Below are 12,498 nucleotides of genomic sequence, written 5' to 3'. Positions count from 1 at the left end.
AGAGACATCACGCCGCCCGTTGACGGATCGTGACCGATAGGTCGACGATTCCAGGCCCAGTGCGTGCGCGAGTCCACGGCCGGTCACGTTCCGTCGGAATCCGCGGTCACGTTCGTCGGAATAGGCAGAATCGGCAGATTGCCGGCGAGCTGGGGCTCAATAAGGATGACGTGCAGGGCATGAGCAAGCAACTGCGCCAGGGCATCGAGTGCGCGCAACCTCACCCCCTGCTCAGCGGCGAGATCGAGGCCGACGAGATCTACGTCACCGCGGGTCATAAAGGTCGACCCGATGCGGTCCGAAAAACTATGGAGGCAAACTGAGCTTGAGCAGCCGCCCCTCGAGCGCGGCGAGGTACATCTGGGGGTGTTAACGGAAGCGCCGCTGTAGCACCCGCGCGTGGCGGAGCTTGGCGGGCCGGCGGCGCTCTTCGTGTCAGACGCCCGGATCGACGTCGCCGAGCTGGCTCGGTGCGGGGACTCAGCCAGCTCAGCACGGAGGCGAGCATCCGCATAGCATCACGGACGACGAGGCTAGGACTGGCGGCTTTGTGTTTTGAGCAGTCGAGCCGGGTTTGCTTCTATAGAAGAAAGGGGCGGGACATCAACTTGCGAGCAGTCTGGCCCTCAGAACGAAAAAAGGCTTGCGGCGGATTCGCTCGCAAGCCTTCGATCATTGGTGGGCCGTCAGGGATTCGAACCCCGGACCAAGGGATTAAGAGTCCCCTGCTCTACCAGCTGAGCTAACGGCCCGTTAGGATGGTATAGAGGTTTCTTGTCACTACCCAGCCCGAGCTAAGCTTTCTATGGTAAACCCGAAGTACCCCAGGTGTCCAGTGTTTCACCTGACCTTGGCGGTCGGCCCGTTTCCGCTCCCGGGGCGCGCAGAGCATGCATGAGCTTTCTGTCTGCCTGTCATTGCTCGATCAGGTCAAGCGCATCGCTCAAGACCACGGTGCCGAGCGGGTAGAACGCATCCGGCTGCGGATCGGACCGCTCTCGGGTGTCGAGGCGCCGCTGCTGCTGAATGCCTATCCGCTCGCGGCGGCCGGCACCATCGCGGCCGAGGCCGAGATCGAGGTCGAGCCGTCGCCGGTGCGGGTGCACTGCGTCGATTGCGGCGCCGAGACCGACGCGAGCCCCAATCGGCTGCTGTGCAGAGACTGCGGAAGCCACCACACCAGGCTGACGAGCGGCGACGAGATGCTGCTCGCGAGCCTTGAGCTGAGTGTACCCGAAGAGGCCGAAACCTAAGGCGATTTCTGTCAAAGCTCATACCGCCTTGCTGGTCTTTTCGCTCGCCTTCTTCGTCGCGCCGCCGGTCACATAGCCCGGCTATGCTCCCGGCGACGCTCCTCGAAGGCAAACGAAAATCCTGCGTAATTCGGTACGAGCTTTTCCGGCAATCGCCTAAGCCGGCTCGAAGTGAGTGTCGAAGCCAGCAATCGGACCGCACCCACGATGGCCAAACCCATTGTGCCGGCTGGATGCCGCACTGCTATAGTTGACCTTCACGCGCGGGAACCGCGCCCGAACACCCTGATCCGACTGGAGATTGTCATGTGCGATACCTGCGGCTGTAACATCACTCCGGGCAACGAGCACTTGGTGCACGCCGACGGCAAGCATGCCCAGACCGCCGATGGACGCGCGGCGGTGGAGGTGCTCAGCAGCCTCCTCAGCGAGAATGACCATCAGGCGACGCACAATCGGGAGCATTTCGACCGTCACGGCACCCTCGCGCTGAACCTGATGTCGTCACCTGGCGCCGGAAAGACGAGCCTGCTCGAAGCCACGATCGAAGCGTTGCGGGGAGAGCTCCGTATCGCAGTGGTCGAGGGGGACCTGGAGACCGAGAACGACGCCGAGCGCATCCGCGCGAAGCAGGTCCCGGCCATTCAGATCGCAACCGGCAGCGCCTGCCATCTCGATGCGCACATGGTCCATGACGCGCTGCATCAGCTCGACCTCGATGAGATCGACGTCCTATTCATCGAGAATGTCGGCAATCTCGTCTGCCCGGCCAGCTTCGACCTCGGTCAGCATCGTAATGTGACGCTGCTGTCGGTGCCGGAAGGAGACGACAAGCCGGCCAAGTATCCGGTCATGTTTCGCGCGGCCGACCTCGTACTGCTGAGCAAGGCCGATCTGCTACCCGTGTTAGATGACTTCGACCCCGGCCGCGCCGAGCACTACCTGCGCAATCTCGCCAGCACGGTCCCGTTTGAGCAGGTTGCCGTCCGTGCCGGCCACGAACAGCTCTCCCCATGGCTCGATTGGCTTCGCAGCGAGGTCGCAGCTCAGCGCGAACGCCTTGCGGCCGGCCTGACCGCCCATCCGAGCCTGCAGCCCGATGGCGCGAGACTCCACGCCGCCGCGTTATCGGAATCCCCCGCCGCAGGCACCGGTCATCATGCGCACCACGACCCTGTGCACCATCATCATGGTCATCATCACGGTCACCATCACAGCCAGGGGCACGACATCGCTCACGAGCACTAGGGAGCCAACATGAGCACGCGCCTGACAGCGCAGGCCAGATCGTGCGACCAGCCAGGCGCCAATCGCCTCGAAGCCCATCAACGCGTCATTGGCGAGCCGCTGTAGTATGCTCCCGCCGGCGAGGCCGGCGCCCGCGGGCGGGCCCACTTATCGTCTCGACTGATGTGATCCGGACACCAAGAAGCCGCCAGATACTGGAAATAGGCGGCTCCTTCGCCTGGATTGGTCCCGGCGGAACGATAAGGGGCCGACTAAGGGGGCGATGACGACCCGACCAAGACGATAACCATTCGCTGATCCGGACGGAGGATCTCACTTTGACAACACTGCTGCATCCACCGACAAAGACGCTGACGCTGGCTGCCGTGCTGATCATGGCTGCACCAACAGCCCATGCCATCGGCTTCGGGGATATGTTCAATCCGGGCCGTTGGTTCGGCGGCGGTGACGACGACTACTATTATGACGAAGGCCCATGGGGGCCATATGGTGCTGGCCCGTACGGCGGTGTCCCAGGCTATGCCCCCTACGGCGGTTATGGTGGCTATGCCCCTTACGGCGCGCCAGGCTATGGCGCACCAGGCTATGGCGCTCCGGGGTATGGCGCACCCGCTCCGGGCTACGGCGCACCCGCCTATTCGGCGCCAGCGCAGACCGCCCCCACGCCATCGGCACCAAGCCGGAGCGATGGTGCGAAAGACAAGGAGATCGAGGCCCTGAAGCGGCGCATCGAGCAGCTCGAGGCGCGCGGCGGCGGATCAGGCCAGGCGCAACCGCGACAAGCCCCGGACAGCGGCGCCGGCTATCCTTCGGCCCCAGCCTTCCGCCCGATGGACCAATACTAGGATACGAATGCCGGGCGCCGCCTTGCGCCCGCGCCCAGCCGCGGCGGGATACCCCGAAAGGCGCTGCGTCGCCTGCGCCCTGGCCCCGCTGCACCAGCAGCCCTACACATCGTCCTGAAACAGGCGGCTGAGCCGGCCGTCCTCGGTTAGGACTGCCCTGGGTCGCCGGGGCATCCATCCCGCATGCCAATCACCGAACAGGCCGCACCTGCCGCCGAGGAGCACAGTGCATGACCCGATTATCGACCCTTCTGTTGAGCGTAGTGCTGATGACGGTCGGCCCGACAGCATTCGCGGCCGATCGTTACGCCGTCTACGAGAGCGATAGCAGCTTCTCGGACGTGATGGACGGACTCAAGCTGGCGATTCAGGGACGCGGCATGTTCATCAACAACGTGATGCACATGAACGAGATGCTCGAGCGCACCGGTGAAGACCTCGGACTCGGCGAATCCCTCTTCATCGAGGCCGAATCGGTCGAATTCTGCAGCGCCGTCCTCTCGCGCAAGATGATCAGCGAAGACCCGCGCTCTATCGTCAACTGCCCCTTCATCATCGCTGTCTACCAGCTGCCGGACGAGCCCAACACGACCTACGTTGCTCACCGCCGGTTCCCGCCCGAGGAGACCGAGCAGAGTCCTGCAATGGCCGAGGTCGCCGCAACGCTGAAGGGCATCGCCGAAGAGGCGATCAGCTGGTAACAGTCTCTGATCGACTGCGCGGCATCGGACGCCGCTGCTCATCTGCACCGCATGACGAGAACGCGATCAGCTATCGTTTCTCGTCTCATCGAAGCCAGCGGATTGTTCAGACTGTGCGTCTGACTGGCTCACCCGAAGAATTTCCGAAAGGATTGATCCAGATCCCCTTTGCTCGCTGCATCATCGGCGGCAAGAGACTATATTGCCTTGACAAAAATAAAGAACCCTGTTCCACAAGTCTCTAATACACGAATAAGCCGATACAGCAGGAGCACGGCCTGGAGTCCATCCGAGTCGGGGCGAAGCATCCCTCAACCGCCGCCCCGTTCACGAAAGCAAGACGAATGATCCACCCGGGAGCCGGTGGAGGAGTACATCGATGACTGCACTGAATACCGTCGGCGAACTGGCTGGACGCGAAGTCCAGCTCAACCGCAAGGGCTTCTTGGCCCGCTTTGAGGACTGGGACAACGAGCTGGCCTACGCGATGGCAGAGGAGGAGGGGCTCACCCTGACCGAATGCCACTGGACAGTGATCGAGTTCCTACGCGAATACTACGCCTTCCATGAGATCCCGCCCTCACCGAAGGTCATCATTCGGGCGATCGGTGAGAAGGTCTCCCAACACACGCCCTGTACGCGCAAGAAGCTCGAGTCTCTATTCCCCCAGGGCGGTTGCAAACAGGCGTGCCGGATCGCCGGACTGCCGGACCATTACTGCCATTCCTGCTGAGGACGGACTGCCCGCCACGACCGGCGGGCGGTCTCACTCGAGCGATCCGGCGCGCGCTGCAGTATCCTGACAGGATGGTTGACAACGCCGCCGACGCTACCCTTCTGATCCGCACGAGCTGCCCGCACTGCGCCTCGGTCGCCGAGGCCGTGCTGAGATTGACCAAGATGGGCAAACTCGGCCGGCTTGAGCTGATCAACCTCGATCTGCGTCCAGAGCCGGCACAGGCGCTCGGCGTCCGATCCGTCCCCTGGCTGAAGCTGGGCCGATTCGAGCTGGTCGGTGCCCGCAGCTTTCACGAACTCGAGGATTGGGCCGAGCATGCCGCCGCCGGCAGCGGCTGGCCGGAGTATCTGCTCGCGCTCCTCTCCGAGCAACAGCTGACCCGAGTCATCGCCTTACTGCGCGAGCATCCGCAGCACCTGAGCGACCTGCTCGATCGGATGACCAACGAGCAGCTCGAGATGGGCGCGCGCATCGGCATCAGTGCCGTCGTCGAAGAGCTTGCCGAGACACCCGCACTGAGGGCCTGCGTCCCGCAACTGATCGAACTGACCCTATCGGCCTATCCACAGACCCGAGCCGATGCCTGCCACTTCCTCGGTCTCGCCGGTGATCCGACGGCCGCGGCAGCCGTCCGTCGTCTGCTGCAGGACGAATCCGAGGACGTCCGCGAGATCGCCGTCGAGACCTTGGCCGTGCTCGATGGCTCCGATGATCTCGAGGAGAGCACCGGATGCTGAGACCGTTTGCCGTCAGCGGCGCCCTGTTCGCCCTCGCCGCAATCGCCTTCGGCGCCTTCGGTGCCCATGCGGTCGCAGGCGCGGTCACGCCTGAGCGCCTCGAGGTCTGGAACACCGCGGCTCATTATCTCGGCTGGCAGGGCGCCGGCTTACTCGCCCTGGCCGCGCTCTGTCTGAACGCCGAGCTGCCAGCGCGCGCCCGGCGTCTGCTGCGGGTCGGAGGCTGGCTGCTGATCGGCGGCACCCTGGTCTTCAGCGGCAGCCTGGTCGTGCTCGTGCTCTCCGGGATTGGCCTGCTTGGCGCCATCACGCCCTTTGGTGGTGTCGCGATGCTCCTGGGCTGGGGGCTGGCGGCTGCGGCCCTGTTGCATCTCCCGGCAAGGGGGGACTGACTGACCCTCGCAAGCAAGGCGCCGCGCATGCGTCAGCACCGACTCTTCACCGAGCAGCCCCTCGCGGTGGGCAGCGAGCTGCGGCTCGAGCCGAGACCGGCACGCCATGCGGCCAAGGTCTTGCGCCTCGTGCCCGGAGCGCCCGTGGTCCTCTTCAACGGCGACGGATACGACTACGACGCGCAGCTGCTCAGCAGTACCCGCGAGGAGGTCCGGGTGCGGACCCTCGCCGTCAGCGCCCCTGAGCCGGAGCCGCCGCTCGCGATCACCCTGGCGCTCGGGATCTCGCGCGGCGAGCGCATGGATCTCGCGATCCAGAAGGCCGTCGAGCTCGGCGTCAGCGCGATCCAGCCGCTGTTCACGACGCGCTCACTGGTGCGGCTCAGCGGCGACCGTCTCGCCAAGCGCCATGCGCACTGGCGCGGCGTGATCATCGCCGCCTGCGAGCAGAGCGGCCGCCGGCGCCTGCCGCGGCTCGAGCCGCCGATCCCGCTCGCGCGCTGGCTGGCCTCCGGCCACCCCGACGGCATCCTCTTGCATCAGGCCGCGGCAACCGCCCTGACCGCGCTGCCGCCGCCGGCTGCGACCTTGACGCTGCTGATCGGCCCCGAGGGCGGACTGACGCCCGATGAACGCGAGCAGGCCCAGGCCCAAGGACTGACGCCAGTGTGGCTCGGGCCGCGCGTCCTGCGCACCGAGACCGCGCCGCTCGCGGCCATCGCCGCGGTTCAGGCCCTCTGGGGGGATTTCCGATCCCACCCGCCGACCGTGACGCGCGCATGCTAAGGTTCGGCCGTCGCCTGCGCGGCGCTGTCTCTCCCAGGTCCCGATCATGCCAGCCCAATCTTCCACCCAGTCTTCCACCCAGTCTGCCACCCAGTCTCCCGCCCACTATCCCGTTGTCCTGATCGACGCCTCCGGCTATCTGTTTCGCGCCTACCATGCGCTGCCCAAGCTCACCAACTCCCGCGGCGAGGCCACCGGCGCGCTGGTCGGCGTGCTGAACATGGTGCGCAAGCTCATCGATGAGACCCAGCCCGAGCACATCGGCGTCGTCTTCGATGCCCCGGGGCGGACCTTCCGCGAGGAGCTCTACAGCGACTACAAGGCCAACCGCCCACCGATGCCCGACGAGCTGCGCGAGCAGCTCGGGCCGCTCAAGGCGATCATCCAGGCAATGGGGCTGCCGCTGATCGAGGTGCCTAAGGTCGAGGCCGACGACGTCATCGGCACCCTCGCGACCCGCGCCGCCGAGCAGGGGCTGGCGACGCTGATCTCGACCGGCGACAAAGACATGGCCCAGCTCGTCGATGACCGGATCACGCTGGTCAACACGATGAGCAACAGCCTGCTGGACCCGGCCGCGGTCGAGGCCAAGTTCGGCGTCCCGCCCGAGCGCATCGTCGACTACCTCAGCCTGATGGGCGACAGCATCGACAACATCCCCGGCGTGCCCAAATGCGGCCCGAAGACCGCGGTGAAGTGGATCGCGCAGTTCGGCGACCTCGACGGCGTGATCGCACATGCCGACGAGGTCAAGGGCAAGATCGGCGAGCACCTGCGCGCCTCGCTCGAGCAGCTCCCGCTCGCGCGCCAACTCACGACGATCAAGCGCGATGTGCCGCTCGCGCTCGCCCCGACCGACCTGCAGCCGACCGCGCCCGACCGCGAGGCGCTGCGCGGCTGGTACCAGCGCATCGAATCCCGACGCCTGCTCGCGACGCTCGAAGCGAACGGCGCGGGCCGCGACGACGACCCGACCCAGCCAGGGGCCCAGCCTAGAGGCGATCAGGCAACCCAAAATGGCTCCCAGCAAGGCACTGCGAATGCCTATCAGACCATCCTCACCGAGGCCGACTTCGACGCCTGGATCGAGCGGCTGCGACAGGCCGATCTCTGGGCCTTCGACACCGAGACCACAGCGCTCGACTACATGCGCGCCGAGATCGTCGGGGTCTCGCTCGCGGTCAGCGCCCACGAGGCCGCCTATATCCCGGTCGCGCACGCCTATCCGGGCGCGCCGGACCAACTCTCGCGCGAGCGCGTGCTCGGCGCACTCAAACCGCTGCTCGAGGACCCGGATCACGCCAAGGTCGGGCAGAACCTCAAGTTCGACATGAGCGTCTGCGCCCGCGCCGGGATCAGGATGCAGGGGATCGCGCACGACACCATGCTCGAGAGCTATGTGCTCGACAGCACCGCGACCCGGCACGACATGGACTCGCTGGCGAGCAAGTACCTCGGCGAGCAGACGATCCACTTCGAGGACATCGCCGGCAAGGGCGCCAAGCAGCTCAGCTTCGATCAGATCCCGCTGGAGACCGCCGCGCCCTACGCCGCCGAGGACGCCGATATCACGCTGCGCCTGCACCAGGCGCTCTGGCCCCGGATCGAGGCCGAGCCCGGGCTCGCGCGCATCTATCGCGAGATCGAGCTGCCCTTGGTGCCGGTGCTCTCACGCATGGAGCGCACCGGCGTGCGGGTCGACAGCGACGAGCTCGAGGCCCAAAGCCAGGACCTCGCCGAGCGCGCCGCGGCGCTCGAGGAGCGCGCCTATGCCGAGGCCGGCGCGCGCTTCAACATGGGCTCGCCGAAGCAGATCGGCGCCATCTTCTTCGAGCAGCTCCAGTTGCCGGTGGTCGCCAAAACACCCAAGGGCGCGCCATCGACGTCAGAGGCGGTGCTCGAGAAGCTCGCCGAGGACGGCTACGAGCTGCCGCGACTGATCCTCGAGCACCGCGGGCTGACCAAGCTGCGCTCGACCTACACCGACAAATTGCCGGCGATGATCCACCCCGAGACCGGCCGCGTGCACACCAGTTACCATCAGGCGGTCGCCGCCACCGGCCGCCTGTCGTCCAGCGACCCGAACCTGCAGAACATCCCGATCCGCAGCGAGGATGGCCGCCGCATCCGCCGCGCCTTCGTGCCCGAGCCGGGCATGCGCATGCTGGCCGCCGACTATTCGCAGATCGAGCTGCGGATCATGGCCCATCTCTCCGGGGACGAGCGCCTGCTCGCGGCCTTCGCCGCCGGCCAGGATATCCATCGCGCGACCGCCGCCGAGATCCTCGGCCTGTCGCCGGAGGCGGTCACCAGCGAGCAGCGCCGCTCGGCCAAGGCGATCAACTTCGGGCTGATCTACGGCATGTCCGCGTTCGGACTCGCGCGCCAGCTCGGCATCGAGCGCCAGGAGGCGCAGGACTATGTCGACGCCTACTTCGCGCGCTACCCCGGCGTGCGCGCGTTCATGGACGAGACCCGCGAGCAGGCGCGCGCGAACCGTTTCGTCGAGACCCTGTTCGGCCGCCGGCTGCACCTGACCAACATCACCCACAGCAATCACCAGCTGCGCAGCGCCGCCGAGCGCACCGCGATCAACGCCCCGATGCAGGGCACCGCGGCCGACATCATCAAGCGCGCGATGATCGCGGTCGATGCCTGGATCGCGCGCGAGCAGCCGCCGGTGCGAATGATCATGCAGGTCCACGACGAGCTCGTGTTCGAGGTCGCCGAGGAGGCCATCGAGCGCGCCAGCGAGCGTATCCGCACCCTGATGGAAGGGGCTGCCGAGCTCGCCGTGCCGCTATTGGTCGAGGCCGGGGTCGGCGCCAACTGGGACGAGGCGCATTGAGCTACTCGGTTTCCCAGTATCCAGAGGCGTCCTGGTGTCCTGATCAAGGGCGCCGGCACAATCATAGGTGGACCTGAACCGCCTTTTTGGAGGATGAACTGCATGAGACCGATGAGACATTCATCGATCGCCCCCCCGAGCCAGCGCCGAAGCGCCGCCCTCCCGAGACCGGCCGCGCACCTGATCGCGGCCCTGCTCGGGCTCGCGGCAGTCTTGCCGGCGCCCGTCCTCGCCGTCGAGGAGACCGACGCGGAGCCGGTACCCGACCCCCTCTCGCTGGAGCAGGCGCTCAGCTTTGCCCAGGATCATCCGCGGGTGCGCGCGCGGCCAGCTGCTACCGACACGTCCGAGCCGCGCGCACTCCCGCTCGACTTGCCGCGCCCGCAACCGCTCTACCTCGGCTGCCACTCCCTCGCGTTCAGCGGCGCGCGCCCCTCCGATGCGGCGCGCGATGTCGCCTGGTCGGAGCTGCTCGATCCGGAAGACGCCCAGCGCTTGGAGATCATGCAGCGCTTCTTCGATGTCCTGCTCGCCGACCTGAGCTTCGCCCGCGACAACGAAGCCATGGCCGTCGCGTTCATCCAGTTCGACCGGGCCGAGGCGCGCGGTGAGCTTGGTCAGTTCTCGGCCTTACAGATCGCCGCATTGCAGGCGAAGTATCAACTCATCCGCCGGCAGCGCGCAGCCGCCGAGGCGGCCCAACGGGTCACGCGCTCGCTGCTCGCGGGGGCACTCGGACATCCCGAATCACTGCCGCGCGATCTGGTGACGCCCGAGCTCGATCCGCAGCTCAGCGAGCCACCGGGGCTCGAGCAGGTCGTCGCCCGCGCGCTCGATCAGAATCCTCGCGTCAAGGCACTGATGAAGGACGCAAACGAGGCCGAGCAAGCGCTGATCCGCGCGGCGCTGCGCGAGCAGGCGCTGGAACTGCTCACCCGTCTGGACCTGCTCGCGGTCGTCGCAGAGCACGCGCGCACCGAATCCGATTGGCGTGACCTGAAGCTCGATGAGAGCCGCACCCTTTACGAGCTCGAGGCCACCTCGGACCTGGGCTACTCGATGAGCCAGCAGACCAAGGCCCGCCGCGACGAGCGCAAGACCGCATTCTGCCAGCGCCTGACCCAAGCCGAGCTCAATGCGCTACAGGGACTTGCACCATGATGATGCCGACAGCGATCCGCGCCCTCGCGCCGAGCCGACAGGGTCCCGCAGCCCGGCCGGTCCCTTCCAAACACCGCCGCTACCGGTCAGGTGCTGGTCTCCTGCTGGGTCTCGTGCTGGGTCTCCTGCAGGTCATCACTGTAACCGACGCGGCCGCGCTCCAACTCAGTGGCCGTCTGGAATGGGTGCACAAGGTCGAGATGCGCGCCGTCGAGAACGGCGTCGTCGAAGAGGTCATGGTCAACCCCGGCCAGCATGTCGAAGACGGCCAGCTGCTCCTGCGTATGGACCAGCGCGAGGCACGCGCCGGGAGTCTCGAGGCCAAGGTCGGGGTCACGCGCAGCGCGGTCGCACTCGAGGATGCCGAGCGTGAGCTCGCCCGTTCGCAGGAGCTCTTCGATCGCGGCCTGATCGCGATCGAGGAGCTGAAGGATGCCGAACTGAACAAGGCCGCCGCGGTCGCCGCGCACGAGGCCGCCAAGGCCGACCAAGCCGCAGCCGATGTCTTGCTCGAGCGTACCGAGCTGCGGGCCCCCTTCGACGGCATCGTCGTCGCGCGTAACACCTACGAGGGCGCGGTGATCTACAAGACCCTACAACAGGCGCCTCTGGTCGCCGTGGCGCCAACCAGCCAAATGCTGGCACGCGTGCTCGTGACCGCGGACGTGCTGCGCCGCTATCGGCCGGGTCAAGCAGCCAAGATCAACGTGCGCGGAACGCTGCGCGAGGGGCAGATCTACAGCCTTGGTGTCGAAGCGGTCCGGATCGACCCCGAAGGCGCCGTTTATGAGCTCGATGTGATCTTCGATAGCCGGCCCGACGAGATCCTCAGGCCTTCAGAGTTCGTCCAAGTAATCTTGCCGTAAGAAATCTCGGCGACCCCGAATTTCCTCTGCTATACTGAAAATGCCAAGCGCGGCAACGCGCTAGAGCCACACCGGGCTCCCCCTCCCGATGTGGTGATATCTCCCGGTGATCCGATACCGGGACCAGTTACCCCGGTGCTTCCCCCGATCGCCGGGGTTTCTTTTGTCCGCTCCCTTCTTCGAACGCCCCTCGGTCATCGACGCCGTTCCAGCGGCTTTGGCGGGGACCATGCTGTTCCGAACCGCTTCTCGAGCACCCATCGCCCTAAACGAGAAACGGTCATGACCCGCTGCACCGATCAGACACCGCCTGCGGTGGCCGGGGTCCAGCCACTATGGCCCCATGCCGGAGCGCATTGTACCGCTCTCCTTTTTGCGTTCTTCGACCTCGATTAGAACAGCGCATCGGCTCTGACACCGGCGGCCGCTCAGGCCTCCGGCATCTCCTTAGAGGCCCGATCAAAACGGCCGTTTGCGTCGGACAAGCTCATGACCTTAGAAACCGCAGTTGAGCGCTTCGCAAATCATGCAACCTTCTGAATTAAAAAGACTTCTGGCACTTTTTGCAGCGCACCCACGGATGAGGGCCGCTACGCCCACCAGGGCACGCCCCGCGCGGCGCCGAGCGTTGTGACAACGCGTTGGAAGAGCATGACGATTCCGCCTCGTTGTGCCTCGCTGGCCAATCTCTGAACAGGCACGCGGGACGCACCCTAGCGGCCGTCCAACTGCGGTTTCTAGGATGATTGGTAAGTCCGCGGGATCGATTCTGTCAGGGCTTCTTAGGCGATTGCCGCCGGGTGACCACGGGTGATTGCTCACCCGTGGTTCCCACAGATCCGGACGTGCGGAATTCCCGCATCCGGCTCCTCAGTTGAGCAGTCGCTACACAACAATCGTTGCACACCCATCGGACAAAAGC

12 protein-coding genes and 1 tRNA gene are annotated in these 12,498 nt (G+C 65.9%); 11 read left to right on the top strand and 2 right to left on the bottom strand.

The genetic code is table 11. The annotated features are described in order from the left end of the window. Window positions 1-83 precede the first annotated feature (83 nt). Window positions 84-278 carry a hypothetical protein gene (locus tag CKO40_RS22545; RefSeq protein WP_200348705.1) on the bottom strand — a complete coding sequence of 65 codons (195 nt, stop codon included), beginning with the start codon at window positions 276-278 and terminating at the stop codon, window positions 84-86. 398 nt (window positions 279-676) lie between these two features. Then, a tRNA-Lys gene (locus CKO40_RS22540) sits at window positions 677-752 on the bottom strand. Between the two features lie 138 nt (window positions 753-890). Here CKO40_RS22540 and CKO40_RS22535 point away from each other — a divergent pair. The 11 genes from CKO40_RS22535 to CKO40_RS22485 all read left to right on the top strand — a co-directional run bounded on the left by CKO40_RS22535 (window position 891) and on the right by CKO40_RS22485 (window position 11,576). Next, window positions 891-1,253, top strand: a complete 363-nt coding sequence (locus CKO40_RS22535; protein WP_200348704.1) for a hydrogenase maturation nickel metallochaperone HypA/HybF — start codon at window positions 891-893, stop codon at window positions 1,251-1,253. A gap of 306 nt (window positions 1,254-1,559) precedes the next feature. After that, a complete protein-coding gene (hypB, locus tag CKO40_RS22530) occupies window positions 1,560-2,501 on the top strand; it encodes a hydrogenase nickel incorporation protein HypB (protein ID WP_200348703.1) in 942 nt (313 codons plus the stop codon). A gap of 317 nt (window positions 2,502-2,818) precedes the next feature. Beyond that, window positions 2,819-3,346 (top strand): hypothetical protein, encoded by a 528-nt coding sequence (locus tag CKO40_RS22525; RefSeq protein ID WP_200348702.1) that lies wholly within the window; start codon window positions 2,819-2,821, stop codon window positions 3,344-3,346. 230 nt (window positions 3,347-3,576) lie between these two features. Further along, window positions 3,577-4,047, top strand: coding sequence for a DUF302 domain-containing protein (locus tag CKO40_RS22520; RefSeq protein ID WP_200348701.1), 471 nt, complete (start codon window positions 3,577-3,579; stop codon window positions 4,045-4,047). Window positions 4,048-4,426: 379 nt separating this feature from the next. Then, a complete protein-coding gene (locus CKO40_RS22515; protein ID WP_200348700.1) occupies window positions 4,427-4,780 on the top strand; it encodes a TusE/DsrC/DsvC family sulfur relay protein in 354 nt (117 codons plus the stop codon). Between the two features lie 74 nt (window positions 4,781-4,854). Continuing rightward, a complete protein-coding gene (locus CKO40_RS22510) occupies window positions 4,855-5,523 on the top strand; it encodes a HEAT repeat domain-containing protein (RefSeq protein WP_200348699.1) in 669 nt (222 codons plus the stop codon). Further along, window positions 5,517-5,915, top strand: coding sequence for a DUF423 domain-containing protein (locus tag CKO40_RS22505; RefSeq protein ID WP_200348698.1), 399 nt, complete (start codon window positions 5,517-5,519; stop codon window positions 5,913-5,915). The genes CKO40_RS22510 and CKO40_RS22505 overlap by 7 nt, the downstream gene beginning before the upstream one ends. Before the next feature lie 27 nt (window positions 5,916-5,942). Beyond that, on the top strand, window positions 5,943-6,701 hold the full coding sequence (locus CKO40_RS22500; protein ID WP_200348697.1) for a 16S rRNA (uracil(1498)-N(3))-methyltransferase: 759 nt from the start codon (window positions 5,943-5,945) through the stop codon (window positions 6,699-6,701). Window positions 6,702-6,747: 46 nt separating this feature from the next. Continuing rightward, entirely contained in the window at window positions 6,748-9,549 is a 2,802-nt protein-coding gene (gene polA, locus CKO40_RS22495) for a DNA polymerase I (RefSeq protein WP_200348696.1), read from the top strand. Window positions 9,550-9,651: 102 nt separating this feature from the next. Next, window positions 9,652-10,710 (top strand): TolC family protein, encoded by a 1,059-nt coding sequence (locus CKO40_RS22490; protein WP_242477268.1) that lies wholly within the window; start codon window positions 9,652-9,654, stop codon window positions 10,708-10,710. Next, entirely contained in the window at window positions 10,707-11,576 is an 870-nt protein-coding gene (locus CKO40_RS22485; RefSeq protein ID WP_242477267.1) for an efflux RND transporter periplasmic adaptor subunit, read from the top strand. The genes CKO40_RS22490 and CKO40_RS22485 overlap by 4 nt, the downstream gene beginning before the upstream one ends. Window positions 11,577-12,498 lie beyond the last annotated feature (922 nt).

The organism is Halochromatium glycolicum, assembly GCF_016584085.1.
In the GTDB taxonomy this organism is placed as follows: Bacteria; Pseudomonadota; Gammaproteobacteria; order Chromatiales; family Chromatiaceae; genus Lamprobacter; species Lamprobacter glycolicus.
This window is presented reverse-complemented; position numbering and strand designations above follow the sequence as displayed.

Excerpts from the sequence above, each read along its gene's own strand:
- hypB (WP_200348703.1), top strand. The coding sequence starts at position 1,560 with ATGTGCGATACCTGCGGCTGTAACATCACTCCGGGCAACGAGCACTTG.
- CKO40_RS22545 (WP_200348705.1), bottom strand. The coding sequence starts at position 278 with ATGACCCGCGGTGACGTAGATCTCGTCGGCCTCGATCTCGCCGCTGAG.
- polA (WP_200348696.1), top strand. The coding sequence starts at position 6,748 with ATGCCAGCCCAATCTTCCACCCAGTCTTCCACCCAGTCTGCCACCCAG.
- CKO40_RS22515 (WP_200348700.1), top strand. The coding sequence starts at position 4,427 with ATGACTGCACTGAATACCGTCGGCGAACTGGCTGGACGCGAAGTCCAG.
- CKO40_RS22500 (WP_200348697.1), top strand. The coding sequence starts at position 5,943 with ATGCGTCAGCACCGACTCTTCACCGAGCAGCCCCTCGCGGTGGGCAGC.
- CKO40_RS22535 (WP_200348704.1), top strand. The coding sequence starts at position 891 with ATGCATGAGCTTTCTGTCTGCCTGTCATTGCTCGATCAGGTCAAGCGC.
- CKO40_RS22520 (WP_200348701.1), top strand. The coding sequence starts at position 3,577 with ATGACCCGATTATCGACCCTTCTGTTGAGCGTAGTGCTGATGACGGTC.
- CKO40_RS22510 (WP_200348699.1), top strand. The coding sequence starts at position 4,855 with ATGGTTGACAACGCCGCCGACGCTACCCTTCTGATCCGCACGAGCTGC.
- CKO40_RS22490 (WP_242477268.1), top strand. The coding sequence starts at position 9,652 with ATGAGACCGATGAGACATTCATCGATCGCCCCCCCGAGCCAGCGCCGA.
- CKO40_RS22505 (WP_200348698.1), top strand. The coding sequence starts at position 5,517 with ATGCTGAGACCGTTTGCCGTCAGCGGCGCCCTGTTCGCCCTCGCCGCA.
- CKO40_RS22485 (WP_242477267.1), top strand. The coding sequence starts at position 10,707 with ATGATGATGCCGACAGCGATCCGCGCCCTCGCGCCGAGCCGACAGGGT.